This window comes from Streptomyces ziwulingensis, assembly GCF_039542605.1.
In the GTDB taxonomy this organism is placed as follows: domain Bacteria; phylum Actinomycetota; class Actinomycetes; order Streptomycetales; family Streptomycetaceae; genus Streptomyces; species Streptomyces ziwulingensis.
In genome coordinates this window covers 130,521-156,476 of record NZ_BAABIG010000025.1, presented here as the reverse complement: position 1 = coordinate 156,476, position 25,956 = coordinate 130,521, and the positions used below count along the sequence as shown (strand labels likewise).

Genomic DNA, 25,956 nt, shown 5'->3' with positions numbered 1-25,956 from the left:
CGCCCTACCGGACCAGGCAGGGCCGCTTGGCGTCGAACTCCCAGCCCGGTACCAGGTACCGCATCCCCCGCGCGTCGTCCCGGGCGCCGAGCGCCTTCTCCCGGTACAGCTCGTGCGCGGCGAGGAGGCGGTCCATGTCCAGCCGTACGCCGAGACCGGGCGCGTCGGGGACGGCGATCTCGCCGTCGACGATGCGGGGCGGCCGCACGGTGAGCCGCTCCAGGCCCTCCTGCCAGATCCAGTGCGTGTCCAGGGCGTTGTACTCCCCGGGCGCCGCCGCACCGCAGTGGGTGACCATCGCCAGCGAGATGTCGAAGTGGTTGTTGGAGTGGCAGCCCCAGGTCAGGCCCATCGCGTGGCACAACTGGGCGACGCGCACCGAGCCCTGCATGGTCCAGAAGTGCGGATCGGCCAGCGGGATGGAGACCGACTGCAGGGCGAGGGCGTGGGTCAACTGCCGCCAGTCGGTGGCGATCATGTTGGTCGCGGTGGGCAGGCCGGTGGCGCGGCGGAACTCGGCGAGGATCTCCCGGCCGGAGTAGCCGCTCTCGGCGCCGCAGGGGTCCTCCGCGTAGGCGAGGGTGCCGACCAGCGGCTTGCACAGGTCGACGGCCTCGCGCAGCGACCAGGCGCCGTTGGGGTCGAGGGTGATCCGGGCCTCGGGGAACCGCTCCTTGAGGGCGCGGACGGCCCTGACCTCCTCGGCGCCCTCCAGGACCCCGCCCTTCAGCTTGAAGTCGCGGAAGCCGTAGTGGTCGTAGGCGGCCTCGGCCTGGCGGACGATCGCCTCGGGGGTGAGGGCCTCCTCGTGACGGACCCGGTGCCAGTCGACAGCGGCGCCGGGTTCGCGGACGTACTCCAGGTCGGTGCGGTCGGGGTCGCCGACGTAGAAGAGGTAACCGAGCACCCGGACGGAGGCGCGCTGCTGTCCGTCGCCGAGGAGGGCGGCGACGGGGACGTCGAGGTGCTGGCCGAGGAGGTCGAGCAGGGCCGACTCGACGGCGGTGACGGCGTGCACGGTGGTGCGCAGGTCGAAGGTCTGGGCGCCGCGTCCGCCCGAGTCGCGGTCGGCGAAGCGGTCGCCGATCTCCCGCAGGACCCGCTTGTGGTCGCCGACCTTCGCGCCGAGCACGAGGGACTCGGCGTCCCGCAGGGTCCGGGTGATTCCCTCGCCGCCCGGGACCTCGCCGAGGCCGGTACGTCCCTCGGAGTCGGTCAGGACGACGATGTTGCGGGTGAAGTAGGGCCCGTGGGCGCCGGAGAGGTTCAGTTCCATGCAGTCGCGGCCCGCCACGGGATAGACGGCGAACGCGGTGACGGTCGGCTGGCTGGTGCTCATGGTGGCTACGGGTTCCTTGCGGGAGGGGGCAGGGGGGCGGGTCACAGGCCGAGGACGCCGACGGCCCACTCGGCCGCCAGGACGCCGCCGAGGCCGAGGACCGACAGCACGGTGGTGTACGAGGTGCGGACCTTGATCGCCTGGATCACCGAGAGGTTGAAGTACTCCTTGAAGAGCCAGAAACCGGGGTCGTTGACGTGCGAGAAGGCGATGGAGCCGCAGGAGACGGCGAGCACCATCATCTCGGGGCTGGTCCCGCTGCCGGCGAGCAGGGGGAGCACCACACCGGAGGCGGTGACGACGGCGACCGTCGCCGAGCCGAGCGCGACGCGGAGGATGACCGCGATGAGCCAGGCGAGGATGATCGGCGAGATGGACCAGCCGTGGGTGACGTCCTTGATGTAGTCGGAGATGCCGCCCTCGACGAGGACGTTCTTGAAGGCGCCGCCGGCGCCGATCACCAGCAGGATCATCGCCATCGCCTGGGCGGCCGAGGTGCAGGAGGAACTGACCTCCGTGAGACTGCGGCCGATGCGCGGCCCGAACGCCCAGATCGCCAGCAGCAGGGTGAGCAGCAGGGCGATGGGGGCCGAGCCGAGGAAGGCGATGGTGTGCAGGACCGGGCTGTCGCCGGAGACGGCCATGTCGGTCACCGCGGCGCCGGCGATCAGGACGACGGGGAAGAGGGCCACGAACAGCGACCAGCCGAGGCCGGGCATCTCCTCGTCGGTGAACTCGCGCTCGCTGACCAGACCCTTGGGTATGGAGGGGTGCATGGCCCTGATGAACGGCAGCCGGGGCCAGAGCAGCGCGACCAGCGCGCCGGCCGGGATCGCGATGAACAGGCCGTAGAAGAGGGTCAGTCCTACGGAGGCGTGGAAGGTCGCGGCGACGGCGGTGGGGCCGGGGTGCGGCGGCAGGAAGCTGTGCATGGTGGACAGGGCGATCGACATCGGCAGGCCGACCCAGAGCAGGTTGGCGCCGGTGACCCTGACCAGGGTGAACGCGATGGGCACGATGATGATGAAGGCGACCTCGTAGAACATCGTGACGCCGATGAGCATCGAGGTGACGACCATCGCGACCTGGACCCAGCGTGGGCCGAAGGAGTCCAGGATCTTGCCGGCGATGCGCTGCGCGGCGCCGGAGTCGCCCATGACGCGGCCGACCATGGCGCCGAGCCCGATGGTGAGCATCGTGTCGCCGATCTGGCCGCCGATGCCCTCCGAGAGGACGTCGGGGATGTCCATGACCGGTATCCCCTGGACCACGGCGACCGCGACCGCCACCAGCAGCAGGGCCGCGAAGCCGTTCAGTCTCACCCGGGTCATGAGCAGCAGCAGGACCAGAACACTGATCCCGACGACGACAAGCGGCATGTGGCAGCTCCCCTTTGAACTGTGGTCGGACGGGCGGACGAACCGCACCCCGGGAGCTCCGAGTGAGGTGGCACTGCGGACGTGCTCGAACCGGCGGCTGGATCGACCGTAGAGAGGCTTCCGATGCACGTCTAGGTCGAATTTTGTTGCGTGCGATACCTTCCTTGAATCGCCGGACCGTGCCGGGAACGTTGCGGGTGCTTTACGGACGCGTGTCACAGGTGGCGCAGCAGCGCCTCCAGCACGGGGTTGTCGTTGTTCCTGCGCCACACCAGGTTCAGTTCGACGGGCTGGGGGTCGGGCAGTTCCACGGGCCGGAAGGCGATGCCGCCGTAACGCATCTGGGCCGCGGCCTCGGGGACGAGGGCGATTCCCCAGCCGCCGTTGACCAGGGCCAGCATGCTGTGCACCTGGGCGAGGTACTGGGTGACGACGGGCCGGACCCCGGCGGCCCGGAAGATGCTGACCACCAGTTCGTGGAAGTAGCGGGCCTCGATGGGCGAGTACATCAGGAAGTCCTCGCCGGCCAGGTCCCCGATCCGCATCGGCCCCGCCGGGGCGGCCAGCGGGTGCCCGGCGGGCAGCGCGGCCAGCAGCCCCTCGCGCACCGCCGGCCGCGAGGTGAGGTCGGCGCCGGTGGCCGAGGGCCGGATCAGCCCGAGGTCGAGCGAACCCTCGCCGAGCGCCTTCAACTGGTCCCGGGTGACGAGTTCCTGCAGCAGCAGCTCCACGCCCGGCAGCGCCGCCCGTACGGTCTCCAGGAGGGTGCCGAGCGCGGAGTAGGCGCTGGCGGCGGTGAACCCGACGGCGATCGCGCCCGCCTCACCGGTGGAGACCCGGCGCACGGCGAGGGTCGCGTGCTCGGAGTGGCGCAGGATGCGCCGGGCCTCGACCAGGAAGGCGCGTCCTGCCGGGGTGAGGCGCACGGTGCGGTTGGTGCGGTCCAGGAGCTGCACCCGCAGTTCGTTCTCCAGGAGCTGGATCTGTCGGCTGAGCGGCGGCTGGGTCATGTTCAGCCGCTCCGCGGCCCGGGTGAAGTGCAGTTCTTCGGCGACGGCCACGAAGCTCGTCAACTGGGCAAGAGTGAACACTGATGCTCTCCAGGTATCGCCACATCCAAAAACTATGTTGGACGTGAATCATTCGCGAACCTTAACGTCAGCCGACGGGACCGCCTCAACCAAGGGACTCGCATTGGTGACCTCGATGAACACGACGCCGCACCCCGCGCTCACGGCGGGCGCGGCGACCCTCGACAAGATCGCCTGGCTGCGGCTGTCCTCGGTGACGCTGCCGCTGGCCACCCCGGTCAGCGACGCGAAGGTCTTCACCGGCCGGCAGCAGCCGATGACGGAGGTGGTCTTCCTGTTCGTGGAGATCGCCACCGAACAGGGCCATGAGGGGGTCGGCTTCAGCTACTCGAAGCGGGCCGGCGGTCCCGGCCAGTTCGCGCATGCCAAGGAGATCGCCGGCAACCTGATCGGCGAGGACCCCAGCGACATCGGCAGGATCTGGACCAAGCTCGCCTGGGCCGGCGCCTCCGTCGGCCGCAGCGGCCTGGCCACGCAGGCGATCGCCGCGTTCGACGTGGCGCTGTGGGACCTCAAGGCCAAGCGGGCCGGGCTGCCGCTGGCCAAGCTGCTCGGCGCCCACCGGGACTCGGTGCGCTGCTACAACACCTCGGGCGGCTTCCTGCACACCCCGACCGGACAGGTCCTGGACAACGCCACCGCCTCCCTGGCCAACGGCATCGGCGGCATCAAGCTCAAGGTCGGCCACCCCGACGGGAAGTACGACCTGACCCGGCTCAGCGCCGTACGCGAGCACATCGGTGACGGTGTGCCGCTCATGGTCGACGCCAACCAGCAGTGGGACCGGCCCACCGCCCAGCGCATGGGCCGGGCGCTGGAGGAGTTCGGCCTCGTCTGGATCGAGGAGCCCCTCGACGCCTACGACGCGGCGGGCCACGCGGCGCTCGCCGCCTCCCTCGACACGCCCGTGGCCACCGGCGAGATGCTCGCCAGCGTCGCCGAGCACGTCGAGCTGATCCGCCACGGCGCGGCCGACGTCATCCAGCCCGACGCGCCCCGGATCGGCGGCATCACCCAGTTCCTCAAGCTCGCCGCGCTCGCCGAGCACCACCAGCTCCAACTGGCACCGCACTTCGCGATGGAGATCCACCTCCACCTCGCCGCGGCCTATCCCATCGAGCCCTGGGTGGAGCACTTCGACTGGCTGGAGCCGCTCTTCGACGAGCGCCTGGAGATCCGCGACGGCCGGATGCACCTCTCCGCCCGGCCCGGCCTCGGCTTCACCCTCAGCGACCAGGCCCGGGCGTGGACCACCGCCACCCACGAGGCAGGCGCCCGCCCCTGATCGCCCGCCGCGCACCGCGGAGCCCGGCGCGGGCGGCGTCGACAACGGACAGCCGCGCCGCCCGCGCCGCCCATGCCGCCCATGCCGCCCGCACCGCCCGCACCGCCCATGCCGCACCGACGACCTTCACAGGAGCCCTCCCATGACGTCCTTCACCCCGGCAGAACTCGGCAGCCGTGTCGGCTCCGGGCTGCTCTCCTTCCCCGTGACCCACTTCCGCGCCGACCTCTCCTTCGACGAGGACGCCTACCGCGAGAACATCGCCCGCCTCGCCGAGTACGAGGTCGGCGGTCTCTTCGCGGCCGGCGGCACCGGTGAGTTCTTCTCCCTCACCCCCGCCGAGGTCACGCGCGTCGTGGCCGCCGCGGCGCAGAGCGCCCCCGAGGGCACCCCGATCCTGGCCCCGGTCGGCTACGGCACGGCCACCGCCGTGGAAATGGCGGCCGCCGCCGAACGGGCCGGCGCGGACGGCATCCTGCTCTTCCCGCCGTACCTCACCGAGGCCGGGCAGGAGGGGCTGGCCCAGCACGTCGAGGCGGTCTGCCGCGCCACCTCCCTCGGCGTGATCATCTACAGCCGCGCCAACGCCGTGTACGGCGCCGACACCGTCGCGCGGCTCGCCGGCAACTGCCCCAACCTCATCGGCTACAAGGACGGGGTCGGTGACATCGACACCGTGACCCGTATCGTCGCCGGCCTCGGCGAGCGCCTCACCTACATCGGCGGCCTGCCCACCGCCGAGACGTACGCCCTGCCCTATCTCCAGCTCGGCGTGACGACCTACTCCTCGGCCATCTTCAACTTCGCCCCCGAGTTCGCCCTCGCCTTCTACGCGGCCGTGCGCGAGCGCCGGCCGGCGGACGTGACCCGGATGCTGGCGGGCTTCGTGCTCCCGTACACCGAGATCCGCAACCGCCAGGCCGGTTACGCGGTCAGCATCGTCAAGGCCGGTATGACCGCCACCGGCCACGGCGCGGGCCCGGTCCGGCCGCCGCTCACCGATCTGACCCCGGACGAGTTCGACGCCCTGTCGGCGCTGATCTCCGAGATCCCCGGCCTGTCCGGGGCGGGGGCGGGCCGCGCTTGAGGTCGCGTGCGGGCCGGGGTTCCGATGGGGCGGCCCGGCCGGCCGCCGGCCGGGAACGCGACAGCGCCCGGCGCCCGGCGGGTCCGGGTGCCGGGCGCTGTCGGCCGGTTCAGGCGCGGGTCGGCGCCTGCTCGGCCGGTGCCCGCTCGTCGGCCGGCTCCTCCTCCGCGCCGGTGCGCAGGGCGGGGATCAGGCAGGCGACGGCGGCCGAGACCAGCGCCACGCCGCAGCCGATCAGCAGGCCCGTGCGGAACCCGTCCTCGGAGGCGAGGGTGTAGCCGCCCATGGTGACGGTCATCTGCGCCAGGACGACACCGATGACCGCCGAGCCGATGGTCGTGCCGAGCGAGCGCATCAGGGCGTTGAAGCCGTTGGCCGCCGCCGTCTCGGAGAGCGGCACGGCGCTCATGATCAGGGCGGGCATGGCGCCGTAGGCGAGGGCGACACCGCTGTTGATCACGATACCGGCGATCATCAGGCCCCAGGCGGTCCCCATCAGCGGGAGGGCGAGCGCGTAGCCGGCCGCGATCACCACCGCGCCGAGGATCAGGGCGACCTTGGGGCCGCGGGAGTTGATGAGCTTCCCGCCGAGCGGGGAGATGATCATCATCATGATGCCGCCGGGCGCCAGGTAGAGGCCGGCCGCCAGCATCGACTGGCCCAGGCCGTAGCCGGTGGCCTCCGGGAACTGCAGGAGCTGCGGGGCGATCAGCATGAAGGCGTACATGCCGACGCCGATGAGGATCGAGGAGGCGTTGGTCAGGAGCACGCGGGGGCGGGCGGTGGTGCGCAGGTCGACCAGCGGCTCGCGGGTGCGCAGCTCGTACCAGCCCCACACGCCGAGCGCGACGACCGCGAGGGCGAGCAGGCCGAGCGTGGTGCCCGAGGACCAGCCCCAGTCGCCGCCCTTGGAGATGGCGAGCAGCAGGGAGACGAGACCGATGGCGAGGCCGATGGCGCCGGGCGCGTCGAAGCGCTGGCCCTTGGCGCCGGCCGGCACGTCCGGGACGACGAACCAGATCAGGGCGCCGATCAGCAGGGCGAGCCCGGCCGAGCCCCAGAAGAGCACCCGCCAGTTCGCGTACTGGGCGACGGCCGCGGCCAGCGGGAGGCCGATGGCGCCGCCGATGCCCATGGAGGCGCTCACCAGGGCGATCGAGCCGCTGAGCTTCTCCGCCGGGACGACGTCACGCAGCAGCGCGATGCCGAGGGGCACCATGCCCATGCCCATGCCCTGCAGACCGCGTCCGACGATCATGGGCACGACGGTCGAGGAGAGCGCGCAGACCACCGAGCCGATCACCAGCGGCACGGCACAGACGAGGAGCATCCGCCGCTTGCCGATCAGGTCGCCGAGGCGTCCCGAGACCGGCACGCACACACCCGCGACGAGCAGGGTGACGGTGACCACCCAGGCCGCGTTCGAGGCACTGGTGTTCAGGATCTGCGGCATCTCCGCGATCAGCGGGGTCACCAGCGTCTGCATGACCGCGGCGACGGTGCCGGCCAGGGCGAGCGTGGCGACGACACCGCTCGAACGGGCTGTCGGCTGGGGGCCGTCCATGGTGGAGCTCCTTCATGAGACCTCGACGGGTAACGGCGTCTCCGCCGGTTCCGAGGAGCGCCTTGTGCATCATACACATAGCATGTATCTACCACATGACGTGCCGGATGCATATGATGGAGCGGAGTGAGCCACGAGGAGTCGCACCGCAGAGAAGAGGGCTTGTGAACAGGGCGGACAGGGGAACGGACCGGGTCGAGTTCGAGCAGATGCTGCTGAGCCGCTATATGCATCTGCACAAGGGCAAAGGCACCCGGGCCGGCAGCGTCCTGGACCGCAGCGCCTACATCCTGCTCAGCCGCATCCGCATGCAGGGCCCGATGTCGATCGGGCAGCTCGGTGACGCCTTCGGCCTCGACGCCTCCACGCTCAACCGGCAGACGGCGGCCGCCAAGCGCGCGGGCCTGGTCGAGCGCATCCCGGACCCGGACGGCGGCATGGCCCGCAAGTTCCGTATCACCGCGGAGGGCGAACGCCGCCTGGACGAGGAGCGCACCGGCATCGTCGCCAGCCTGGACCGCATCATGGCCGACTGGCCCGAGCGGGACATCACCGCCTTCGCCGACTACCTCCAGCGCTTCAACGCGGGCATCGAGCAGATCCACGGCATGCCCTGGCCCCGCCCCGAGCCGGCGGAACATCCCGTGTGACGCGGGCGCCGCGCGGGGGGTGTGTGAGAGCCGGGAGAGCGGACAGACGCAGGTCATGAGCAGCTTTCCCGAAAGAAGCCCGTCGAGCGGGAGCGCGATGCAGCCCGCCGCGGCGCGGCGCGGCCCCTCGACGCCCGCGTTGTCGGTGACGGGAGCGCCGCCGCTGCGCCCCAGCCGGGACGGCGACGGCGGCCTGGCGCACGTGATCGAGACCCTGCTGGACAAGGGCCTCGTCCTGAACGCCGACATCATGGTCTCCGTGGCCGGGGTGGAGCTGCTCGGCATCCGCCTGCGGGCGGCACTGGCTTCCTTCGAGACGGCCGCGCGTTACGGCCTGGAGTTCCCGTCGGGCACCGACACCGAGACCGCCGCCTGGCGGGAGGCGCGCGAGGAGAAGGAGACCTGCCCGCAGTGCGGGAAGCGGGCGCCCACCGGGCAGTTGCTGAACCAGTGGTGCCCGTGGTGCGGCTGGCGCAGTGCGCACTCCCTGCTCCAGGAGGGCACGGGCGAGCGGGCCGTGCTCCAGCGGGACGCGGACCCGGACCGCATCGACGACGGCGACGACGACGCACACGCCGGTGAGGCCGCCGACGACACCAACGCCGACGCCGACACGGATACCGACACCGGTACCGACGCCGACGAGAAGGAGACGGAACGCGGCGGGAGCGGTCCGGCGTGACGACGGCACAGCCCCCGATGCGGCCCAGCCGCGATCCGCGGGTGACGCTGGACGACCTGGTGGAGGTCCTCCTCAACAAGGGGGCGGTCCTGCACCTGGACCTCATCGTCGCCGTGGCCGACATCCCGTTGATCGGCGTCAGCATCCGGGCCGCCATCGCCGGCATGGAGACGATGCTGGAGTACGGCATGATGCGCGACTGGGACGAGGCGACGCGCGCCTGGGCCGAGCGGTCCGCGGTACGCCGCGCCCTCGACCTGCGTGAGGGCGAGGCCGTCGTCTGCCGCATGAGCGGCGGTCACCTGCTGGCGGAGGGCGTCTATACCAGTTGGCGGCCCGGCACGGTGTGCCTCACCGACCGGCGCCTGGTCGTCCTGCGCGAGGAGCCCCGGGAGACCCTCTGGCAGGCCGAACTCGACTCGGTCGCGGGCGTGACGCTGGAGCCCGAGCGCACGGTGGGCGGGGAGGAACGGCTGCGGCTGCGCGTCACGCTCGCCGACGGCCAGGACGTACGTCTGTCGGCCCGCGAGCCCGGGAAGCTGCGCGACCTGCTCGCCGACGCGTGCGGCGGGCGTCTCGTCAAGCCCTTCGCCTTCCCCTTCACCTCCGCCGACGAGGAGGAGGAACCGCTGGCCGAGGGGCATCTGTGGTACCAGGAGCCGCGGCGCGGTGAGATGTTGTGGCGCGGCGGCCAGGGGCGGTTGACCGCCGACCGCCTGACCTGGAAGTCCCCCGTGGACTCCCGGCCCGCCCTCGTCCTGCCGACGGCGGAGATCACGGCCGTGGAGCGGCAGGCCGGGTCCTCGCCCGCCGGGGGCGGCACCGTACTGTTGCTGCGGACAGCGTCCCGGGGCGAGGTACGGCTGACCGCGGACGACCCCGCGGCCTGGCGGGAGCGGCTCGCCGCGGCCGGTGCCGCGGCGGCCGGCGGACGACCGACCGAAGACAGCGAGCCCAGGGGTGAACACCATGGCATTGACCGTTGACGAGAAGAGCCTGAAGCACGGGGTGCTGTCCCTGGTGGTCACCTTGGTGGAGGTCATCCAGGAGGCCCTGGAGCGGCAGGCCATGCGCCGCATGAACGGCAGCGACCTCACCATGGAGGAGATGGAGCGGCTGGCGGACGCCCTGCTGGAACTGGACGAGGCGCTGGAGCAGATCAAGGACGACCACGGCATCACCTCCTCCGTCGCCGATCTGCACCGGGGTCTGGACCAGGTGGTCGACGACGTCGTCGACAAGCTGATCAACCCGCGGCGCTGGGCCGAGGAGACGCGCTGATGACCGATCGCACGGCGCTGTACGTCTATGCGCTCCTCCGGCACGGCGCGGACGCCGCCGACGGTGTCACCGGCCTGGACGGCCGCCCGCTGCGGCTGCTGCACGTACCCGGCACGCAGCTCGCCGCGCTGGTGCACGACGCCGCGCCGACCCCCTTCCAGGGCGGCGACGAGCAGGTCCGCCGCTGGGTGGCCGAGCAGAACGAGGCGGTGACGACCGTCTGGGAACGCACCGGCAGCCTGCTGCCGATGACCTTCAACGTCCTGGTCGCGGACGCCTCCCCGGACGCGGACTCGCCCGACGGCCCGGCGGCGGACGGCGGTCCGAGCGCCGAGGAGCGGCTGGCGCACTGGGTCCGGGAGCAGGCGCCGGAGATCACCGAGCGGCTGGACGAGCTGTCCGGCCGGTGCGAACTCAGGGTGGAGATCGCCCTGGACCGCTCGGCGGCCGTGGCGCACGCCGCTTCGTCGAAGCTGACGGCGGAGGTGGCCGGCCGTTCGCCCGGGATGCGCCGGCTGCTGGCCAAGCGGCAGGAGCAGGAGGCCAAGAACGCGGCCGGGCTGCTCGCCGACTCCCTGCACGCCGAGATCCGGCACGACCTGCTCACCGTCGCGGAGGACCTGCGCGAGCGGGGCTCGGCGCACACCGGCCCGGACGAGACCGGTGTCCTCTCCGCCGCCCTGCTGGTCCGCGACGAGGACATCGACGCCGTCGGCAGCCTGCTGAGCGCGCTGCGGATCCGCGAACCCAGCGCCCGCATCCGGTTCCTGGGCCCCTGGCCCCCTTACTCCTTCACCGACGACCGCTACAGCTCGTACGAGAAGTAGCGGGCGCCGGCCGGCACCGGGGTCACTCCGGGGCGGCGGCCACGCTCCCGATCAGGCTCTTGGGCCGCAGATCGGTCCAGTTCCGCTCCACGTACTCCAGGCAGGCGGCGCGGGTGTCCTCTCCGTGGACCGCGCTCCAGCCGGCGGGTACGTCCGCGAACGAGGGCCACAGGGAGTGCTGGCCCTCGTCGTTGACGAGCACCAGATAGGTGCCGTCCTCGTCCTCGAACGGGTTGGTCACTTCTCCTCCAGGTCGGATCAGCAGGTGGGAACAGCGGGTGGGGACAGCGGGTGGGGACAGCGGGTGGGATCAGCGGGCCGGGCGGGGCGGGGTCAGGGGTGCGAGGTGAGGTAGCCGCCCATGGCGGTGAAGTACTCCGTGGCGGGCAGTTCGTGGCCGTCGTCGGTGCGTACCCGTCTGAGGGCCAGCCCGTGGCGGCGGCCGGTGCGGGCGTCGGCCCCGGTGACGATCACCACGCCGTCGCCCTCGCGGTAGAAGACGCGGCCGGGGGTACCGCCGTAGCGCTCCCGCGAGACGCGGGCGGCCAGGACCTCCAGCCGCCGGCCCTTGTGGAAGGTGAAGGCGCTGGGGTACGGCTCGGACTGGGCGCGGACCAGCCGCTCCAGGTCCTCGGCCGGCCAGGTCCAGTCGATGCGGCTGTCCTCCAGCGACCGCTTGTGGAAGAAGCTCGCCCGCGAACGGTCCTGCTTGGTGAACTCCGTCTGCCCGGAGGCGATCAGGTCGAGGGCGCCGAGGGTGACCGGGGCGATGAGGTCGACGGTCCGGTGGAAGAGGTCGGTCGCGGTGTCCTCGGACCCGACCGGCACCGCCTCCTGGCGCACGATGTCGCCGGCGTCGAGGTCGTCGTCCATCAGGTGCGCGGTGACGCCCACCTCGGACTCGCCGTTGATGAGCGCCCAGATCAGCGGGGAGAAACCCGCGTACTTCGGGAGCAGCGAGTCGTGGACGTTGAGCGTGCCGTGCCGCGGCAGGCCGAAGACGCGCCGGGGTATCCAGGTCCGCCAGTTGTTGGCGACGATGATGTCGGGGTCGGCTTCCTTCAGACGGGTGAGAAGTTCCTCGTCGTCGGGCCGGTTGCGCAGGAGTACGGGAACGCCGTGCTCCTCGGCGAGATCGGCGACCGAGTCGCTCCAGATCTTCTCGTAGACGTGGTCGCTTCGGGGATGCGTCACCACCAGCACCACCTCGTGGTCGGAGTCCAGCAGCGCGCGCAGGGTCCGGTGCCCCCAGGTCTGGTAACCGAACATGACGACCCGCATGGGGCTCCTCCTCCGGGCAGGGCATCGGCCGCAGCCAGTAAAGCAAGGCTTACCTAAGGACGCAACGCCCCGCCGGTGCCGGAGGGGGGAGACTGTGGGAACGGCGGCCGGGCACGGCCCCGACCACCCCGTGAGACCGAGGAGCAGGCATGAAGGCGATCGAGATCAAGGAGTTCGGAGACCCTGAGGGGCTGGTGGTGGTCGAGCGGCCGGCACCCGTGCCCGCGCCCGGAGAGGTGCTGCTGGCGACGGAGGCGGCGGGCGTCAGCGGTGTGGACACTTTGATCCGCAGGGGTGCGCTGGCCGCCCACGGCTTCCGGCCGGGGCATGTGCCGGGCGGTGAGGTGGCCGGTGTCGTCACCGCGGTCGGCGAGGGCGTCGCGCGGTCGTGGACCGGCCGGCGGGTCTGGGCCGCCACCGGGAACAGCGGCGGTTACGCGGAGCAGGCCGCGGTCCCGGTCCGGGACGTGCTCCCGCTGCCCGCGGACGTGTCCGCCGTCGACGCGGTCACGCTCGGCAGCGCCGGAGTCGTGGCGCACTTCGGACTCGCACACGCCCGCTTCGCCCCCGGCGAGAGGGTACTGGTGCGTGGCGCCTCCGGAAGCCTGGGCATCATGACGGTCCAGCTCGCCGCCCGCGGCGACGCGGCGGCGGTGGCGGTGACCACGTCGTCGCCCGAGCGTGGCGAGCGGCTGCGCGCCCTGGGCGCGACCCATGTACTGGACCGCCGGGGCGACGGCCCGGCGGAGGCTCCCGCGGACTACGACGTCATCATCGACGTGGTGGCGGGCACGGACCTGCCGGCCTTCATCGACCGGCTCGCCCCGAACGGGCGGCTCGTCGTCGTCGGCGCCGTGGGGGGCATGCCGCCGGCCGGTTTCGGCACCAAGGTGATGGACGCGTTCCAGAAGTCGCTGTCCTTCGCCGCCTTCAGCGCGGCCACCGTCGCCCCGGCCGCCGCCCGAGCCGTGCGCGAGGAGCATCTCGCGGCGGTCGGTCGCGGCGAACTGGCCGCGGTGGTCCACACGGTCCTGCCGCTGGACGGGGCCGCGGAGGCGCACCGGAGGATGGACGCCGGGGAGGTCTTCGGGAGGATCGTGCTGACGCCGTGACCCCGAACCGCCGGTCCGGCGGCGGGGGCGTCCCCCGGCCTCCCGCCGACGCAAGGTGGCGCGGTGGCTCGCGACAGGGGCGCTCGGGGGGCGCATGAGGGGCCCGGCGACGGGCTCCGGCGTAAGCCCCTCGCAAGTAGTGGAGCGCGCCTGCCCGTACGCGCGCCCCCGTGCGCTTCGCGTGCTTCGGAACAGGCCCGAAGAGGAGTTCACGGAAGAAGCGGCGTGGCAAGGATCGCCTCTTCAGAGCTTCCCGGGCCTTCCCGCAGCAGACGGAGACGGATGTCATGACCGCCCATCAGACCACGTCGCTCCTCGTCGGACTCGCCGTCATCGTGCTGCTGGCACGGCTGTTGGGGGTGGTGGCGCGCCGCCTCGGCCAGCCGGCGGTGATCGGCGAGGTGCTGGCCGGCATCGCGCTGGGACCGACCCTGTTCCACGGGACGGTCTCCGACGCCCTCTTCCCCGACGCCACCCGGCCCCTGTTCAGCGCGCTGGCCGCGGTCGGCATCGCGGTCTTCATGTTCCTCGTCGGTCTGGAGTGGGACGCGGCCCTGATCCGCGGCAGCGGCAGCCTCGCCGCGACCGTGTCGTTCTGCTCCATCCTGCTGCCGTTCGGACTCGGCATGCTCCTCGCCCTGCACCTGATGGAGGAGCACGGCACCGCCGACGAGACGGCGTTCATGCTGTTCATGGGCATCGCCATGTCGATCACGGCGTTCCCGGTGCTGGCCCGGATCCTCACCGACCGCGGCATGTCCCGTACGCCGCTCGGCGTGCTGGCCCTGGCCTGCGCCTCCCTCGACGACGTCCTCGCCTGGTCGCTGCTGGCCGGTGTCGTCGCCCTCAGCGGTGCCGCCGGACCCGACCAGTGGCGCATCCTGCTCGCCGTCCCCTACCTGCTGGGCATGTTCTTCGTCCTGCGCCCGGCGGTGCGCGCGCTGATGGCCCGCCGGCCCGGAGCGGGCCTCACCCCGACCCTGTTCGCCTGCATGCTCGCGGGCCTGCTGCTCTCCGCCGCCGCCACCGAGTGGCTCGGCCTGCACTACATCTTCGGCGCCTTCCTCTTCGGCGTGATCCTCCCGCGGGCCGGCACCGAGCGGCTCCGCGGCGAGGTGCACAACCGGCTCGGCCAGATGAGCGGCACCCTGCTCCTGCCGGTGTTCTTCCTGATCACCGGTCTCCAGGTCGACCTGTCCGGTCTCGGCACGGCCGGTCTGGGCGACCTGGCGCTGATCCTCGTGGTGGCCGTCGGCGGCAAGTTCGCCGGCGCCTACGCCGCCGCGCGCCTGAACCGGATGCCGTCCCGGCAGGCCGCCGCGCTGGCGACCCTGATGAACACCCGGGGCCTGACCGAACTGGTCGTGCTCAACGTCGGTCTGCAACTGGGCATCCTGGAGCGGGAGCTGTACTCCCTGATGGTCGTCATGGCGGTGGTGACGACCGCGATGGCGGGCCCGCTGCTGGGCCGGCTCCTGGGCCCGCCGGCCAAGGACGACACCCACGAGGCCACGCAGACGCGCGAACCCGAGGTGCGCCCGGCGCGGTGATCCGCCTCGCGCGGTGACGCGCGTCGCGGGCGGCACTCGGGTCACCGCCGTCCCGCCCGTACCAACGGCAGCAGGGGCAACACGCGAGGTCAGCGGGGGTGAGGGCCCCTGCCGGGAAGTTCTACGGAAACCCCTCCGCGTCGCCCGGGGCCCGCATAGCGTGCGAGCACGCCGCCGTGAGGAGTTTGGGATGTCCTACGACAGCTCGGAGTCATACCCGGTCCGACGGCACAACGGACGGGCCCCCTCCCCCACCGCCGCGCACCCGCCGGTGCCGCTCCCGCCGGCCGGGGCCGGCCCGGGGGCCGGGGCCCGGCCGGCGTCGTGGTCCGGATACCACCGCGCCCTGCGGGTCCTGCGCCGCGCCGGCCGGTGGCAGCGTCGCGTGGCCACGTTCGCCGCCCTGGGCTACTTCGCGGTCTTCCTCACCCTCACCGTCGAGGCGCCCGCCTTCATGTCACGCCCCGCCCCCGGCGGCCTGCCCACCGGTCTGCTGCTCGCCCTCGCGCAGGTGCCCGTCACCTGGCTGGCCGTCATCCTGTTCGAGTACACCGCGCGCCGGTACGTCGATCCGCTCGCCCGGAAGGTCAGCGGTTACGCCCGCCCGGCCGACGGCGACGGGCGGCCGCGGGAATGACCGGCATGGGCGGCTCCGCGCAGTCCTGGTCCCTCGTCGCCTTCTGCAGCGTCGTCACCGTGACGCTGCTGCTGTGCGTGCTGACCGGCCCCGACCGCGACGACCTGGAGGAGTTCTACACCGGTTACCGGACGCTGTCGCCGCTGCGCAACGGGCTGGCGGTGGCCGGCGACTACATCTCCGCCGCGACCGTGCTCACCATCGGCGGGGTCATCGCGCTCTGCGGCTTCGACGGCGTCGTCCTGGCGCTCAGCACCCTGCTGTCCCTGCTGCTGCTGATGGTCCTGCTCGCCGAGCCCCTGCACAACATCGGCCGGTTCACGATGGGCGACGCGCTGGGCCGGCGGATGCCGGGGCGCTCGGTGCGCATCACCGCCGCCGCGGTGACCCTGCTCTCGCTGGCGCCGATGATGGTGGTGCAACTGGCGGGCGTGGGGCAGTTGCTCTCGTTCATCCTGGGTTTCTCCGCCGGCCCGATGAAGACGGGATGCATCGTCGGCGCGGGCCTGCTGATGATCGCGTACGCGGCGCTGGGCGGGATGCGGGGCACCGCGCTCATCCAGATCCTGAAGACGGTGATCCTGCTGGGCTCCGGGCTCGTGGTCGCGGTGCTCGTCCTGCGCGCCTTCGACTGGCATCCCGGGACGATGGTCGACACGGCGGCACGCAACAGCGGGGCGGGCGAGGCGTTCCTCCGCTACGGCCTGCAGTTCGCGGACGGCCCGCATCCGGGGCCGGACATGATCAGCACCCAGGTCGCCATCGTGCTGGGCGGTGCCTGCCTGCCGCACGTCACCATGCGCATGTACACCGCGGGCAGCGCCCGGCAGGTCCGGCGGACGATGTCCTGGGCCGTGTCGTCGGTGGCCCTGTTCATGCTGGTCATCACCGTCATCGCGCTCGGCGCCACGGCGCTGGTCGGCCGGGCCGGGATCACCGCCGCCGATCCGCGCGGCAGCACGGCGTATCTGCTGGGCGCGCGCGCCGCGTTCGGTCCCGGGGTCTCCCGTACGGAGAGCCTGCTGTTCAGCACGGTCACCGCGGCGATCTTCCTCACCCTGCTGGCGTCCGTCGCCGGCATGACGCTGGCCTGCGCCAACTCGCTGGCGCACGATGTCGCCGCCTCCCGGCGCGAGGGGATGACGCCGCTGCGGGAGATGACCCTGGCCCGGGTCTCGGCGCTGGTCGTGGGGGTGCCGGTGGTCCTGCTGGCCGCGCTCGCGCAGCACCGCAGCCTCCAGCCGCTGGCGACGCTGTCGTTCTGCCTGGGCGCCTCGGCGATCGCCCCCGCGCTGGTGTACTCGCTGTTCTGGCGGCGGTTCGGCCGGGCCGGGGTGCTGTCGACCCTGATCGGCGGCTCGCTCGTCACGCTGGTGCTGATGTCGGGCACCCGGCTGGTCTCCGGTTCCCCGACCTCCGCCTTTCCCGAGGCCGACTTCAACTGGTTCCCGTTCACCACGACCGCCCTGGTGTCGGTGCCGCTGGGCTTCGCGTTCGGCTGGGTCGGCACGATGCTGGGCGGCCGGCGCGGCGCGCGGCGCGAGCGGGAGCGGTACGCCGCCGTCGAGCACCTCATCCTCGCCGGACCGCCGCGCCGCCGGCCGGGCTGGAGTCCGGACGCCTGAGCCAGAGCCGCCCGAGGAGGCCCGCGTGCCCGCTCCCCCGCCCGAACCGCCCGCCGCCGACGGCCGCGACGACCTGCTGGTCTCCTTCACGCCCGGCGCGGAGGACGATCCGCCCGGCGACGCCCCGCTGCCGCTGGCGCTCACCGCGCTGTGGCACGGCGGGGAGGTCGCCATGGTCCTGGACAGGTACCGCGGGCGGTGGGAGCTGCCCGGCGGCCGGATAGAGGCCGGGGAGACCCCGCGCCGGGCGGCGCTGCGCGAACTGCGCGAGGAGAGCGGGCAGGAGCCCGGCGGCCCGCTGCGGTTCGTGGGCTTCGCGGGCTTCCTGCTCGGTCCGGCCCGCCGTGCCGAGTACGGCGCGCTCTTCACCGGCCGGGCGCCGCGGCGTCACCCGTTCGAGGCGAACGACGAGATCGAGGCCCTGTGCTGGTGGGACCTGCGCGCACCCCTGCCCGGCCGGGTCTCGGACATCGACGCCCGCCTCGCCCGCCTCGTCCGCCGCACGGTGCCGCCCGGTCCGCCGTTCCCCTCTTGACAGGGCGTGGCGCGGCTTGGTTTGTTGACCGTGCCGCACCCTGACCGAATGGTCGGTCGGTACGGCGGACACCGAATCCGAGGAGCCGCCATGACCAGCGAACGGACCGCGTCGGCCGCCGCCCGGGGCCGCCTCGGCGGGCCTCCTCCGGCGGACCTGCTGGACGCCGCCGAACGGATGTCGCGCGAGGAGGTGCGGGACCTGCAACTGCGCCGCCTGCGGTGGACGCTGCGCCACGCCTACGACAACGTGGAGCTGTACCGCAGGAAGTTCGACGCGGCCGGGGTCCGCCCGGAGGACTGCCGGGTCCTGGCGGACCTGTCCCGGTTCCCGTTCACCACCAAGGCCGATCTGCGCGAGACGTACCCCTTCGGCATGTTCGCGGTCCCGATGGCCGACGTGCGGCGCCTGCACGCCTCCAGCGGCACCACCGGACGGCCCACGGTGGTCGGCTACACGGCGGCGGACCTGTCGAACTGGGCGGACCTGGTCGCCCGCTCGATCCGGGCGGCGGGCGGGCGCGCGGGCCAGTCGGTGCACATCGGCTACGGCTACGGCCTGTTCACCGGCGGTCTCGGCGCCCACTACGGAGCCGAACGCGCCGGCTGTACGGTGATCCCCGCCTCGGGCGGCATGACGGCACTCCAGGTACGGATCATCCAGGACTTCCGGCCCGGGATCATCATGGTCACCCCGTCCTATCTGCTGACCCTGCTCGACGAGTTCGAACGGCAGGACGTCGACCCCCGCGCCACCTCGCTGGAGGTAGGTGTGCTCGGCGCCGAGCCCTGGACGGAGGAGATGCGCCGCGAGATCGAGGAGCGCATGGATCTCCACGCCGTCGACATATACGGGCTCTCCGAGGTGATGGGGCCCGGCGTCGCCCAGGAGTGCGTGGAGACCAAGGACGGTCTGCACGTGTGGGAGGACCACTTCCTCCCGGAGATCGTCGACCCGCTCACGGACGACACCCTCCCCGACGGTGCGGGCGGCGAACTGGTGCTCACCTCGCTCACCAAGGAGGCGCTGCCCGTCGTCCGTTACCGCACCCGCGACCTGACCCGCCTGCTGCCCGGAACGGCCCGGCCCGGCATGCGCCGGGTCGAGAGGATCACCGGACGCTGCGACGACATGATCATCCTGCGCGGGGTGAACGTGTTCCCGACCCAGGTCGAGGAGGTCGTGCTCCGCACCCCCGGGGTGGCCCCGCACTTCCGGATCCGGCTCACCCGGCGCGGCCGGATGGACCATATGACGGTGCTGGTGGAGGCCCGGCCGACGGCGGGTCCCGAGCAGCGCGAGAGCGCCGCCGCGGCCATCGCCAGGGGCGTGAAGGACGGCGTGGGCATCAGCGTGGAGGTGGCCGTCGTGGCACCGGAGACCCTGGAGCGGTCCGTCGGCAAGCTCCGCCGGGTCGAGGACGAGCGCGGGGCCTGAGCCGCCGGCCGGGAGCAGGGGGGCGCCCGCGCCTCGGCCCTCACCCGAGCACGAAGGGGATACGTCCGGCCAGGCCGCCGAGTTCCGTCCGTTCCGGGCCGGTCGGCTCGCGTCGCCCGGTGCCGACGAGCAGCGCGTCCGCGTCGGAGAACGAGGCGGGGAACGCGCTCCCGGCGATCTCCTCCAGCATCGCGCGGGAACGGGCGAGCCCTTCGGCGGGCGGGCCCGCCACGTCCGGGAGGCGGGCCACCAGGTCGAGGTGGTGCAGCGTCCACTCCAGGACGTAGGCGTCGAGGTAGTCGCCCGCCGTGAGGACCTCGCCGCGGGTGGTCACCCGTCGATCGCGGTCGGCCGACCCGGCGGCGCGGCCGGCGGCCGACCCGACGTCGTCCAGGTGGAACCTGAGCAGCCAGGGCTCCTGGTAGGCGGCGGCCAGCCGGACGGTCAGCGCGTCGAGCGGGTCGTCGCCGGCCGGCGGGGCGTCGGCGACCTCCCAGTACGTCACCGCGTCGCGGGTCGGTTCCGCCTCGGCCGGGGACACGAGGGTGATCAGGACGTCCTGCGCGTCGACGACCAGGTGGCACACCAGATCCCGGACGAGCCATCCGGTGCAGCCGGAGGGCCGAGCGAAGTCGGCGTCCGGCAGATCGGCGACCGCCGCGCGCAGCGCCGCCCAGGAGCGGGTGAAGAGAGCCACGCCCAGAAGGTAGTGCGCCGCCCCGACGGGGGACAAGCAGGGCACGGGCGAGCGGAAGGGGTGGCCGTGACCGGCGTACACCGAACGGTGTGGGACGAGACCCGCGGTGAGCGGACGCGCACGCCCGCGGTCTTCGTTCACAACATCTTCACCTGGGGCAGCGACGAGGCGTACGGGTTCGCCGCCCAGCGGCCGTTGGCCGAGCACCGTCCGCTGGTGCTGGTGGACCGGCGCGGCTACGGCGCGAGCCCCGACACCGACCGCGGCGACTTCGAGACCGACGCCGACGATCTGGTGGCGCTGCTCGCTCGGCAGCCCGGGGGCGCGCATCTGGTCGGACACGGCAACGGTGGACTCGCGGCCATGCTGGCGGCCGGGCGCCGCCCCGATCTGGTGCGGTCCCTGGCCCTCATCCAGCCGTCCGCCTTCTCCGCCGCCGCCGGCCATCCGGTCGTGCGGGCCATGCTGGACCGGGTCGGCGAGAGTGCGGGGGTACCGGAGTCGGTCACCCCCGAGCAGTATCTGCGTGCGTCGACCGAGGGCCTCGGGATGCCGATGCCCGAGCCCACCGCGCGGCGCCTTCGCGCGGTGGCCACCTCGATGCGGGAACGTCCCGTGTGGGAGGCGAGCGTGCCCCTGGAACCCTTGCGGGACGCGCCCTGGCCGACCCTGGTGATCTGCGGGACCTGGGACGGCGCGCCGGAGCTCTACCGCAGGTACGCGGGCGAGCCGTTGGCCGCCTGCGCCGAGGCCGTGGCCGAGGCCGTCGGCGCGAGGCTGCTGCGGGTGGCCGGTTACTACCCGCACACCCAGCGCCCCGACGAGGTCAACGCCGCGCTGCGGGAGCTGTGGGGCTGAGCGCCCCCGCGCGCGGCCCGGATTCGCTCCCCGGGATCAGCCGATTCCGAGGACGTCCATGGTGTGCTCGGCCATCCGCCGCTCACCGAAGGCATTGGGGTGGACGGGGACGACGCCGCGGCCGAAGAGGAGCGGTTCGATCCACCGGGTGCCGTCCGCCTTGCAGGCGTCATGCCCCTCGGACACCTGGGAGAAGTCGACGTAGACCGCGCCGGTCTCCTCGGCCGCCCGCTCGACGACGGCGTTGAGGTGCGCCTGGATGGCGCGCAGGTAGGGCACGTCGCCCGTGGCGACGGGCAGTCTGGCGAAGCAGGACGGGTCGGCGGTGGGCGGGGTGATCCAGGGGTAGCCCAGCGCGGCCACCTCGGCGCCGGGGGCCTTGGCACGCAGGTCGCCCAGGACCTTCTTCAGCGCCGGATAGGTGTTCGCCTCGATCTGGTCGTCGAAGGAGGTGCCGTTCGCGTCCTTGCAGGGGCTGCCCTTCCCGCCGCTGAGCAGACCGGCGGAGCCGCAGGCCAGCAGGGCGCCGATGAAGGTGTTGTTGTCGTTGCCCCCGATCGTCAGCGTGACCAGGTCGGTCCCGGCGCTCACCGCGTCGGACTGCGGGCCCACTCCCGGGTACTGGCTCTCGGAGAAGTCCTTGGTCTGGGCGGCGCCGCAGGTCACGTCCTTGAGCCGGGCGCCGGTTCGGGAGGCGATGACGTGGGGGTAGTTCGCCGTGGAGCGCAGACAGAGCAGATTGGTGAGGTCCACGGGCAGTACGCCCGAGCCGGCGCTGTAGCTGTCGCCCAGGGCGACGTAGTCGAGGGCCGGGGCGGCGTGCGCGGTGGTGGCGGCGGATGCGGTGACGCCGGTGAGGACGAGGGCCAGCGCGCCGGCGACGGCGGTCGCGGACCTGACATGACGCGGGGGCTTTGCCATGTGCTCTCTCTTCTCTGAAGCGGCGGGGAGCGTGACGACATGCGCCCCCACCTGCCGTGAGGTGCCGGATGCGGGCCTTACCGATCGGTTCTACCGATAAGTAATGTGCGGCTGATGCCGTGCACACGTCAATGTGCGCGACCGGACTTCCTGAACCGCCGACGATCACCGGCGAAACGCCGGCCGGGACCGGTGTGCGGCACCGGCCGGGACCGTCGCGCGCACCCGCGCGCCGGTCCCGCCGCCAGGGGCAACGCGGCCCCGGACGTACGGGATAATGCGCGTATGCGGATCTCAGCCAGGGCGGACTACGCGGTACGCGCCGCGTTGCAACTCGCCGCGTCAGGAGACGAGGGTCCGGTCAAGGCCGAGGCCATCGCCGCCGCCCAGGACATCCCCCACAAGTTCCTGGAAGGCATTCTGAACGACATGCGCCGGGGCGGACTGGTGGTGAGCCAGCGCGGCGGCAACGGCGGCTACCGCCTGGCCAGGGCGGCGGAGTCCATCTCCGTCGCCGACGTCATCCGCATCGTGGACGGTCCGCTGGTCTCGGTGCGCGGGGTGCGCCCGCCGGAACTGTCCTACGACGGACCCGCCCGGTCGCTCCTCCCGCTGTGGATCGCACTGCGCTCCAACGTCCGCGAGATCCTCGACGGTGTCAGCCTCGCCGATGTCGCGTCCGCCCGGCTGCCCGCCGGGGTGGTCGCGCTGGCCGATACGCCGGACGCCTGGACCAACCCCTGACAGACCCGTCCCAGCCACCGGGCATCCCGGCAAATGAGACGCGTCCGCCCACTATGTGAACAACCCCTTGGGGATGGGGTCTCTTTCTGCCACGATCCCTAGCAACCCGGTGGGAAAGCTAGGGATCGCGGAGGGGGGACCATGGGCACGTCCAGCAGTGCGAGCAGGTCGCTGCCCGTCCTGACCTCGCGCCGGCACATCGATCTCGTCCGCACGGCCAGCGCCGTCTGTCGGCCGGTCTGACACCGGCCAACACCGCGCCGAGGTCCGTCGCCGCGCCCGCGTCCGTCGCCGCCCCACGCGCCGCCGTACCACTCACGTCGTCGTACCGCCGCGGGTCGCCGTATCGCGCACGCCGCCGTGACGGCGGCTCTCCACCGGCCACCGGCCGCCCCGCTGCCGACCACCGACCGCCCGCCGGCGGCCGCGCGGGTCCGCGCGGTCGCCCGGAGGTCCGCCGCACGCGGCTCCGCGAACCCGTACGCCACGCACCGCTCAGATCGCCCATATCTCCGAAAGGACACTCCCGTGTCTGCCGCCAGACCGTTCACCCTGCGCACCCTCGCCGCCGTCGCGGCCCTTCCCCTCCTGCTGACGGCCTGCGGCTACGGCTCCGAGTCCGACGACGACGGCAAGCAGGACAAGGTCGCCGCGGGCGCCGAGAAGCTCTCCGCGGACGAGGTGAAGATCGGTTACTTCCCCAACCTCACCCACGCGACCGCGCTCGTGGGCGTCCAGGAGGGGCTGCTGCAGAAGGAGCTGGGCGGCACCACCATCAAGGCGTCGACCTTCAACGCGGGTCCGTCGGAGATCGAGGCGCTCAACTCCGGTTCCATAGACATCGGCTGGATCGGCCCCTCCCCCGCCATCAACGGCTACGCCAAGTCGGACGGGAAGAACCTGCGGATCATCAGCGGTTCGGCCTCCGGCGGTGTGAAGCTCGTCGTCAACCCGGAGAAGATCAAGTCCGAGGCGGACCTCAAGGGCAAGAAGATCGCCACTCCGCAGCTCGGCAACACCCAGGACGTCGCCTTCCTGAACTGGATCGCGGAGCAGGGCTGGAAGGTCGACGCGCAGAGCGGCAAGGGTGACGTCTCCGTCGTCCGCACCGACAACAAGGTCACCCCCGACGCCTACAAGTCCGGTTCCGTCGACGGCGCCTGGGTCCCGGAGCCCACCGCGTCCAAGCTGGTCGCCGAGGGCGGCAAGGTGCTGCTCGACGAGTCCGACCTGTGGCCGGACAAGAAGTTCGTGATCACCAACATCATCGTGTCGCAGTCGTTCCTGAAGGAGCACCCGGACGTCGTCGAGGCGGTGCTGCGCGGCTCGGTGAAGACCAACAAGTGGATCAACGCCAACCCGGACGAGGCCAAGGCGTCCGCCAACAAGGCGCTGGAGGAGCTGTCCGGCAAGGCGCTGCCGGCCGAGGTCCTCGACCCGGCGTGGAAGTCGATCGCGTTCCTGGACGACCCGCTGGCCTCGACCCTCGACTCCCAGGCGGACCACGCCGTACAGGCCGGTCTGCTGGAGAAGCCCGACCTGAAGGGCATCTACGACCTCGCGCCGCTCAACGAGGTGCTGAAGGCCGAGGGTGCGGAAGAGGTCGACGACGCCGGTCTCGGCGTCGAGTGACGACAGCACCACCGTACGAGGTTCCCAGGAGGTGACGACCACATGACCATCGCGACCGCCAGTGCCGCCGAGGGCGCCACGGCCGTGACGCACGCCGCCCGTGTCGAGCACGTCTCGAAATCCTTCCCCGCCCCGGGGACCCCGGGTGGACGGCAGCTCGTACTGGACGACATCACTCTCGATGTCGCGCCGGGCGAGTTCGTCACCCTCCTGGGGGCTTCCGGGTGCGGCAAGTCCACCTTGCTCAACCTGGTGGCGGGTCTCGACTCGCCGTCGGCCGGTTCGATCAGCACGTCCGGCCGGCCCGCCCTGATGTTCCAGGAACACGCCCTGTTCCCCTGGCTGACGGCGGGCAAGAACATCGAACTCGCGCTCAGGCTGCGCGGAGTGCCGGGGCCCGAGCGCCGGCCGGAGGCGGAGCGGCTGCTCGCGCTGGTCCGGCTGGAGGGGGCGTACGGCAAGCGGGTCCACGAACTCTCCGGCGGTATGCGCCAGCGGGTCGCGCTGGCCCGGGCGCTGGCCCAGGACAGCAGGCTGCTGCTGATGGACGAGCCGTTCGCGGCGCTCGACGCCATCACCCGGGACGTGCTGCACGAGGAACTGACCCGTATCTGGCACGAGACCGGTGTGTCGGTGCTGTTCGTCACGCACAACGTGCGCGAGGCGGTCCGGCTGGCGCAGCGGGTGGTGCTGCTCTCCTCCCGGCCGGGGCGGATAGCCCGGACCTGGACGGTCGGCATCGAGCAGCCGCGCCGGACCGAGGACACCGCGGTCGCCGTGCTGTCCGCCGAGATCACCGAGGAACTACGGGGGGAGATCCGCCGCCATGGCCGCAACTGACACCGGGCCTACGCCGTCCAAGCACGACGACACGCAGGATCTGGCGGGGCTGGAGGCCGGGCTCGACGCACTGGACACGGTGCAGGTGGGCCGTACTCCCTGGCACCGCACCCTGGTGCACAAGGTGCTGCCGCCGGTCAGCGCCGTCGCACTGGTCCTGATCGTGTGGCAGGTGCTGGTGTGGGCGGAGGTCGCCCCCGCCTACAAGCTGCCCTCGCCGGGCTCGGTGTGGGACGAGGTCGCCGACGCATGGCTGCGGGGCACCCTGCTGGAGTACGTCTGGACCTCCGTCTCGCGCGGTCTGCTGGGCTTCCTGGCGGCGCTGGCCGTCGGCACCCCGCTCGGCCTGCTCGTCGCCCGGGTGGCGTTCGTCCGGGCCGCCATCGGGCCGATCCTGTCCGGGCTGCAGTCCTTGCCGTCGGTGGCGTGGGTGCCGCCCGCGGTGATCTGGCTGGGCCTGAACGACAGCATGATGTACGCGGTGATCCTGCTCGGCGCCGTGCCGTCCATCGCCAACGGGCTGGTGGCCGGCGTCGACCAGATCCCGCCGCTGTACCTGCGCGCGGGCCGGACGCTGGGGGCGACCGGCTGGCGCGGGGCCTGGCACATCGTCATGCCGGCCGCGCTGCCCGGCTATCTCGCGGGTCTGAAGCAGGGCTGGGCGTTCTCCTGGCGGTCGCTGATGGCCGCCGAGATCATCGCGTCCTCGCCCGATCTGGGCATCGGGCTGGGCCAGTTGCTGGAGAACGGCCGGAACAACTCCAGCATGTCCCAGGTCTTCCTGGCCATCCTGCTGATCCTGGTCGTGGGCATCGCCATCGACCTGCTGATCTTCTCTCCGCTGGAGCGGCGGGTGCTGCGCGGCCGGGGCCTGCTGGTCACCCGCTGAGTCCACCGGGACG

At 72.3% G+C, this 25,956-nt stretch carries 27 protein-coding genes; 19 read left to right on the top strand and 8 right to left on the bottom strand.

Annotated elements, in window-relative coordinates; genetic code table 11:
- Positions 1 to 4 precede the first annotated feature (4 nt).
- The 3 genes from ABEB00_RS15540 to ABEB00_RS15530 all read right to left on the bottom strand — a co-directional run bounded on the left by ABEB00_RS15540 (position 5) and on the right by ABEB00_RS15530 (position 3,809).
- Positions 5 to 1,339 carry an enolase C-terminal domain-like protein gene (locus ABEB00_RS15540; RefSeq protein ID WP_345620213.1) on the bottom strand — a complete coding sequence of 445 codons (1,335 nt, stop codon included), beginning with the start codon at positions 1,337 to 1,339 and terminating at the stop codon, positions 5 to 7.
- Between the two features lie 41 nt (positions 1,340 to 1,380).
- Positions 1,381 to 2,718 (bottom strand): gluconate:H+ symporter, encoded by a 1,338-nt coding sequence (locus ABEB00_RS15535; protein WP_345620211.1) that lies wholly within the window; start codon positions 2,716 to 2,718, stop codon positions 1,381 to 1,383.
- Positions 2,719 to 2,933: 215 nt separating this feature from the next.
- On the bottom strand, positions 2,934 to 3,809 hold the full coding sequence (locus ABEB00_RS15530; RefSeq protein WP_345620210.1) for a LysR substrate-binding domain-containing protein: 876 nt from the start codon (positions 3,807 to 3,809) through the stop codon (positions 2,934 to 2,936).
- Between the two features lie 103 nt (positions 3,810 to 3,912).
- Between ABEB00_RS15530 and ABEB00_RS15525 the strand changes: the two genes are divergently transcribed.
- Both ABEB00_RS15525 and kdgD read left to right on the top strand, forming a co-directional pair.
- Positions 3,913 to 5,094, top strand: a complete 1,182-nt coding sequence (locus ABEB00_RS15525; protein WP_345620209.1) for an L-talarate/galactarate dehydratase — start codon at positions 3,913 to 3,915, stop codon at positions 5,092 to 5,094.
- Between the two features lie 142 nt (positions 5,095 to 5,236).
- Positions 5,237 to 6,181: a 5-dehydro-4-deoxyglucarate dehydratase gene (kdgD, locus tag ABEB00_RS15520; protein ID WP_345620208.1), complete on the top strand. Its 945-nt coding sequence runs from the start codon at positions 5,237 to 5,239 to the stop codon at positions 6,179 to 6,181.
- A 109-nt stretch (positions 6,182 to 6,290) separates the two neighbouring features.
- Here the strand turns inward: kdgD and ABEB00_RS15515 are convergent, their stop codons facing one another.
- On the bottom strand, positions 6,291 to 7,745 hold the full coding sequence (locus ABEB00_RS15515) for an MFS transporter (RefSeq protein WP_345620207.1): 1,455 nt from the start codon (positions 7,743 to 7,745) through the stop codon (positions 6,291 to 6,293).
- Positions 7,746 to 7,954: 209 nt separating this feature from the next.
- Between ABEB00_RS15515 and ABEB00_RS15510 the strand changes: the two genes are divergently transcribed.
- The 5 genes from ABEB00_RS15510 to ABEB00_RS15490 all read left to right on the top strand — a co-directional run bounded on the left by ABEB00_RS15510 (position 7,955) and on the right by ABEB00_RS15490 (position 11,185).
- On the top strand, positions 7,955 to 8,395 hold the full coding sequence (locus ABEB00_RS15510; protein ID WP_345620260.1) for a MarR family winged helix-turn-helix transcriptional regulator: 441 nt from the start codon (positions 7,955 to 7,957) through the stop codon (positions 8,393 to 8,395).
- A 97-nt stretch (positions 8,396 to 8,492) separates the two neighbouring features.
- Positions 8,493 to 9,077: a gas vesicle protein gene (locus ABEB00_RS36055; RefSeq protein WP_425586497.1), complete on the top strand. Its 585-nt coding sequence runs from the start codon at positions 8,493 to 8,495 to the stop codon at positions 9,075 to 9,077.
- The gene (gene gvpJ / locus ABEB00_RS15500; RefSeq protein ID WP_345620206.1) at positions 9,074 to 10,063 is read left to right on the top strand and encodes a gas vesicle protein GvpJ; all 990 of its coding nucleotides are present in this window, start codon (positions 9,074 to 9,076) and stop codon (positions 10,061 to 10,063) included. The genes ABEB00_RS36055 and gvpJ overlap by 4 nt, the downstream gene beginning before the upstream one ends.
- Positions 10,047 to 10,358, top strand: a complete 312-nt coding sequence (locus ABEB00_RS15495; RefSeq protein WP_345620205.1) for a gas vesicle protein K — start codon at positions 10,047 to 10,049, stop codon at positions 10,356 to 10,358. Before gvpJ ends, ABEB00_RS15495 begins: the two co-directional genes overlap by 17 nt.
- A complete protein-coding gene (locus ABEB00_RS15490; RefSeq protein WP_345620204.1) occupies positions 10,358 to 11,185 on the top strand; it encodes a GvpL/GvpF family gas vesicle protein in 828 nt (275 codons plus the stop codon). The genes ABEB00_RS15495 and ABEB00_RS15490 overlap by 1 nt, the downstream gene beginning before the upstream one ends.
- Positions 11,186 to 11,207: 22 nt before the next feature.
- Here the strand turns inward: ABEB00_RS15490 and ABEB00_RS15485 are convergent, their stop codons facing one another.
- Together ABEB00_RS15485 and ABEB00_RS15480 are read right to left on the bottom strand one after the other, a co-directional pair.
- Positions 11,208 to 11,426 (bottom strand): MbtH family protein, encoded by a 219-nt coding sequence (locus tag ABEB00_RS15485; RefSeq protein ID WP_345620203.1) that lies wholly within the window; start codon positions 11,424 to 11,426, stop codon positions 11,208 to 11,210.
- A gap of 92 nt (positions 11,427 to 11,518) precedes the next feature.
- The gene (locus tag ABEB00_RS15480) at positions 11,519 to 12,466 is read right to left on the bottom strand and encodes a methionyl-tRNA formyltransferase (protein WP_345620201.1); all 948 of its coding nucleotides are present in this window, start codon (positions 12,464 to 12,466) and stop codon (positions 11,519 to 11,521) included.
- 149 nt (positions 12,467 to 12,615) lie between these two features.
- Between ABEB00_RS15480 and ABEB00_RS15475 the strand changes: the two genes are divergently transcribed.
- The 6 genes from ABEB00_RS15475 (at position 12,616) to paaK (ending at position 19,362) form a co-directional block, all read left to right on the top strand.
- Entirely contained in the window at positions 12,616 to 13,578 is a 963-nt protein-coding gene (locus ABEB00_RS15475) for a zinc-binding dehydrogenase (RefSeq protein ID WP_345620200.1), read from the top strand.
- Between the two features lie 287 nt (positions 13,579 to 13,865).
- Positions 13,866 to 15,128, top strand: coding sequence for a cation:proton antiporter domain-containing protein (locus ABEB00_RS15470; protein ID WP_345620199.1), 1,263 nt, complete (start codon positions 13,866 to 13,868; stop codon positions 15,126 to 15,128).
- 190 nt (positions 15,129 to 15,318) lie between these two features.
- Entirely contained in the window at positions 15,319 to 15,765 is a 447-nt protein-coding gene (locus tag ABEB00_RS15465; protein WP_345620198.1) for a DUF485 domain-containing protein, read from the top strand.
- A complete protein-coding gene (locus ABEB00_RS15460) occupies positions 15,762 to 17,390 on the top strand; it encodes a sodium/solute symporter (protein ID WP_345620197.1) in 1,629 nt (542 codons plus the stop codon). The genes ABEB00_RS15465 and ABEB00_RS15460 overlap by 4 nt, the downstream gene beginning before the upstream one ends.
- Positions 17,391 to 17,415: 25 nt before the next feature.
- Positions 17,416 to 17,925, top strand: a complete 510-nt coding sequence (locus tag ABEB00_RS15455; RefSeq protein WP_345620196.1) for an NUDIX hydrolase — start codon at positions 17,416 to 17,418, stop codon at positions 17,923 to 17,925.
- A 90-nt stretch (positions 17,926 to 18,015) separates the two neighbouring features.
- Positions 18,016 to 19,362: a phenylacetate--CoA ligase PaaK gene (gene paaK, locus ABEB00_RS15450; protein WP_345620195.1), complete on the top strand. Its 1,347-nt coding sequence runs from the start codon at positions 18,016 to 18,018 to the stop codon at positions 19,360 to 19,362.
- A gap of 40 nt (positions 19,363 to 19,402) precedes the next feature.
- Here paaK and ABEB00_RS15445 read toward each other — a convergent pair whose 3' ends face one another.
- Complete coding sequence (locus ABEB00_RS15445; protein ID WP_345620194.1) at positions 19,403 to 20,059, bottom strand: maleylpyruvate isomerase N-terminal domain-containing protein; 657 nt, start codon at positions 20,057 to 20,059, stop codon at positions 19,403 to 19,405.
- Positions 20,060 to 20,125: 66 nt separating this feature from the next.
- On the opposite strand from ABEB00_RS15445, the gene ABEB00_RS15440 reads away from it, so the two are divergent.
- On the top strand, positions 20,126 to 20,917 hold the full coding sequence (locus ABEB00_RS15440) for an alpha/beta fold hydrolase (RefSeq protein ID WP_345620193.1): 792 nt from the start codon (positions 20,126 to 20,128) through the stop codon (positions 20,915 to 20,917).
- 36 nt (positions 20,918 to 20,953) lie between these two features.
- On the opposite strand, the gene ABEB00_RS15435 is transcribed toward ABEB00_RS15440, so the two are convergent.
- Entirely contained in the window at positions 20,954 to 21,838 is an 885-nt protein-coding gene (locus tag ABEB00_RS15435; RefSeq protein WP_345620192.1) for an SGNH/GDSL hydrolase family protein, read from the bottom strand.
- A gap of 285 nt (positions 21,839 to 22,123) precedes the next feature.
- Between ABEB00_RS15435 and ABEB00_RS15430 the strand changes: the two genes are divergently transcribed.
- The 5 genes from ABEB00_RS15430 to ABEB00_RS15410 all read left to right on the top strand — a co-directional run bounded on the left by ABEB00_RS15430 (position 22,124) and on the right by ABEB00_RS15410 (position 25,943).
- Positions 22,124 to 22,582 carry an RrF2 family transcriptional regulator gene (locus ABEB00_RS15430; RefSeq protein WP_345620191.1) on the top strand — a complete coding sequence of 153 codons (459 nt, stop codon included), beginning with the start codon at positions 22,124 to 22,126 and terminating at the stop codon, positions 22,580 to 22,582.
- A 141-nt stretch (positions 22,583 to 22,723) separates the two neighbouring features.
- On the top strand, positions 22,724 to 22,825 hold the full coding sequence (locus ABEB00_RS15425; RefSeq protein WP_345620190.1) for a putative leader peptide: 102 nt from the start codon (positions 22,724 to 22,726) through the stop codon (positions 22,823 to 22,825).
- Between the two features lie 285 nt (positions 22,826 to 23,110).
- A complete protein-coding gene (locus ABEB00_RS15420) occupies positions 23,111 to 24,214 on the top strand; it encodes an ABC transporter substrate-binding protein (protein WP_345620188.1) in 1,104 nt (367 codons plus the stop codon).
- 42 nt (positions 24,215 to 24,256) lie between these two features.
- A complete protein-coding gene (locus tag ABEB00_RS15415) occupies positions 24,257 to 25,054 on the top strand; it encodes an ABC transporter ATP-binding protein (RefSeq protein ID WP_345620187.1) in 798 nt (265 codons plus the stop codon).
- Complete coding sequence (locus ABEB00_RS15410; RefSeq protein ID WP_345620186.1) at positions 25,041 to 25,943, top strand: ABC transporter permease; 903 nt, start codon at positions 25,041 to 25,043, stop codon at positions 25,941 to 25,943. Before ABEB00_RS15415 ends, ABEB00_RS15410 begins: the two co-directional genes overlap by 14 nt.
- The last annotated feature ends 13 nt before the right edge of the window (positions 25,944 to 25,956 follow it).

What these genes read in the sequence shown, in the direction of transcription:
- ABEB00_RS15470 (WP_345620199.1), top strand. Translation starts at nt 13,866, where the DNA reads ATGACCGCCCATCAGACCACGTCGCTCCTCGTCGGACTCGCCGTCATC.
- ABEB00_RS15410 (WP_345620186.1), top strand. Translation starts at nt 25,041, where the DNA reads ATGGCCGCAACTGACACCGGGCCTACGCCGTCCAAGCACGACGACACG.
- ABEB00_RS15465 (WP_345620198.1), top strand. Translation starts at nt 15,319, where the DNA reads ATGTCCTACGACAGCTCGGAGTCATACCCGGTCCGACGGCACAACGGA.
- kdgD (WP_345620208.1), top strand. Translation starts at nt 5,237, where the DNA reads ATGACGTCCTTCACCCCGGCAGAACTCGGCAGCCGTGTCGGCTCCGGG.
- ABEB00_RS15460 (WP_345620197.1), top strand. Translation starts at nt 15,762, where the DNA reads ATGACCGGCATGGGCGGCTCCGCGCAGTCCTGGTCCCTCGTCGCCTTC.
- ABEB00_RS15510 (WP_345620260.1), top strand. Translation starts at nt 7,955, where the DNA reads ATGCTGCTGAGCCGCTATATGCATCTGCACAAGGGCAAAGGCACCCGG.
- ABEB00_RS15425 (WP_345620190.1), top strand. Translation starts at nt 22,724, where the DNA reads ATGGGCACGTCCAGCAGTGCGAGCAGGTCGCTGCCCGTCCTGACCTCG.
- ABEB00_RS15430 (WP_345620191.1), top strand. Translation starts at nt 22,124, where the DNA reads ATGCGGATCTCAGCCAGGGCGGACTACGCGGTACGCGCCGCGTTGCAA.
- ABEB00_RS15540 (WP_345620213.1), bottom strand. Translation starts at nt 1,339, where the DNA reads ATGAGCACCAGCCAGCCGACCGTCACCGCGTTCGCCGTCTATCCCGTG.
- ABEB00_RS15515 (WP_345620207.1), bottom strand. Translation starts at nt 7,745, where the DNA reads ATGGACGGCCCCCAGCCGACAGCCCGTTCGAGCGGTGTCGTCGCCACG.
- ABEB00_RS15490 (WP_345620204.1), top strand. Translation starts at nt 10,358, where the DNA reads ATGACCGATCGCACGGCGCTGTACGTCTATGCGCTCCTCCGGCACGGC.
- ABEB00_RS15475 (WP_345620200.1), top strand. Translation starts at nt 12,616, where the DNA reads ATGAAGGCGATCGAGATCAAGGAGTTCGGAGACCCTGAGGGGCTGGTG.
- ABEB00_RS36055 (WP_425586497.1), top strand. Translation starts at nt 8,493, where the DNA reads ATGCAGCCCGCCGCGGCGCGGCGCGGCCCCTCGACGCCCGCGTTGTCG.
- paaK (WP_345620195.1), top strand. Translation starts at nt 18,016, where the DNA reads ATGACCAGCGAACGGACCGCGTCGGCCGCCGCCCGGGGCCGCCTCGGC.
- ABEB00_RS15495 (WP_345620205.1), top strand. Translation starts at nt 10,047, where the DNA reads ATGGCATTGACCGTTGACGAGAAGAGCCTGAAGCACGGGGTGCTGTCC.
- ABEB00_RS15415 (WP_345620187.1), top strand. Translation starts at nt 24,257, where the DNA reads ATGACCATCGCGACCGCCAGTGCCGCCGAGGGCGCCACGGCCGTGACG.
- ABEB00_RS15535 (WP_345620211.1), bottom strand. Translation starts at nt 2,718, where the DNA reads ATGCCGCTTGTCGTCGTCGGGATCAGTGTTCTGGTCCTGCTGCTGCTC.
- ABEB00_RS15480 (WP_345620201.1), bottom strand. Translation starts at nt 12,466, where the DNA reads ATGCGGGTCGTCATGTTCGGTTACCAGACCTGGGGGCACCGGACCCTG.
- ABEB00_RS15435 (WP_345620192.1), bottom strand. Translation starts at nt 21,838, where the DNA reads ATGGCAAAGCCCCCGCGTCATGTCAGGTCCGCGACCGCCGTCGCCGGC.